Annotated in this window: 2 protein-coding genes; both read right to left on the bottom strand. The window is 72.4% G+C overall.

What is annotated here, in order from left to right:
• Positions 1–39: 39 nt before the first annotated feature.
• Positions 40–390, bottom strand: coding sequence for a sec-independent translocase (locus ABZ914_RS51005; RefSeq protein WP_500201769.1), 351 nt, complete (start codon positions 388–390; stop codon positions 40–42).
• 94 nt (positions 391–484) lie between these two features.
• Positions 485–1,694: S1C family serine protease (locus tag ABZ914_RS51000; protein ID WP_500201768.1), on the bottom strand; the 1,210-nt coding region annotated here is incomplete at its 5' end.

Below are 1,694 nucleotides of genomic sequence, written 5' to 3'. Positions count from 1 at the left end.
AGGCCCCGCCGATGGCGGGGCCTTTCGCGTGTCCGAGGGTCAGGTCGCCTCGTTGTCGAACGGCGGGCGCTCGCCGTAGTCGAGGGCCGCGGGCGACGACGTGACGTAGGACGGCTCGTCGTCGTCGAAGAGCTTGCCGTTCAGGAAGCCGTCGTCGTCCTCGAACAGGTGCTTGCGCACGAACGTCTTGGGGTGCAGGTCGGCGATGTCGAAGTCCTTGAACTCCGGGCCGAGCCCGGCCTGCAGGTCCGCCTTGGCCGAGTTGGCCATCTGGCGGAACTGCCGCAGCATCCGCCCGGCCTGGCCGGCGACCTGGGGCAGCTTGTCACCGAAGATGACCAGGGCGAGGACGACCAGCACCGCCATCTCGCCGAGTCCGACGTCGAACAACCCGTCCTCCACAAGCCACCGGGGACCGGCCCTGCGCGGACCGGCCCCCCCAGCGTATCCCCAGCCGGGATGAACCCGGCCTTAACATCCGGCGTTACGACCCCAGCGTGATCTCGACGGTCGTCTCCTTGCCGCCGCGCTGGTAGGTGACCTTGATGCGGTCGCCCGGGGCGCGGCTGCGGATCTGCGCGATCAGGTCGGTCGCGTCCTCGATCGGCTGGTCGTCCACCTTGGTGATCACGTCGCCCGGCTTGAGGCCCGCCTTGTCGGCCGGGCCGCCCTTGGTCACCGGGTCCTGGCCCTGCGAGGGCTGCTGCAGGATGCGGGCGCCGCCCTGCTGGTACTGCGGGTCGGGCAGCACGCCGAGCTTGGCCATCTTCACCTGGCCGGTCCGGATGATCTCCTCGGCGACCCGCTTGCCCTGGTTGATCGGGATGGCGAAGCCGAGGCCGATGCTGCCGCTCTGGCCGCCCCCGCCGAGCGACTGGCCGCCGAGCGTGGCGATCGCGGTGTTGATGCCGATCACCCGGCCCTTGGCGTCCACCAGCGGGCCGCCCGAGTTGCCGGGGTTGATCGCGGCGTCGGTCTGGATCGCGTTGAGGTAGGACGCGTCGCCGCCGCCCTCGCCCTGGGTGGGCACCGCGCGGTTCAGCGAGCTGACGATGCCGGTCGTCACCGAGCCCTGCAGGCCGAGCGGCGAGCCGATCGCGATCACCGGGTCGCCGACGGCGAGCCTGGTGGAGTCGCCGAGCTGCAGCGCGGGCAGCGAGTGCTGGCCCTCCACCTTCACCACCGCGACGTCGGACGACGGGTCGGAGCCCTTGACCGTGGCGGGCAGGGTCTTCTTGTCGTTGAAGATCACCTGCATCTGGGCGCCCTGGCGGGCCTCGGACACCACGTGGTTGTTGGTGACGATGTAGCCGCCGTTGACGATGAAGCCGGTGCCGCCGACCTCGCCCTGCGACGACTCCACGCGGATCATCACGACGCTGGGCAGCACCCGCTGCGCGACGCCCGCGACGGAGTCCGGCGGGCGGCTCTGCACCTTGGTGTCGCTGCCGTTGCCGCCGCCGAGGCTGACCGAACCGCCGTTCCCGTCGCCGCCGTCGGTGGCGATCACCCCGATGCCGGCGCCGACGGCCCCCGCCACCAGCGCGACGATGAGCGCCACGATGGCCAGCAGGCCGAGGCCGGGGCCCCGGCCGGACGACGGCGGCGGTGCCGGGATCGGCGCCCAGTTCGGGCCGGTCCCGGGCGTACCGGGCGTCCCGAACGCCCCCAGCGGGCGGGGTCCGCGGGGGGGC

It is taken from the genome of Spirillospora sp. NPDC046719, assembly GCF_040645715.1.
Lineage (GTDB): Bacteria > Actinomycetota > Actinomycetes > Streptosporangiales > Streptosporangiaceae > Spirillospora.
The sequence above is the reverse complement of the archived record's forward strand: the minus strand, read 5'-3'. Positions and strand labels throughout refer to the sequence as shown.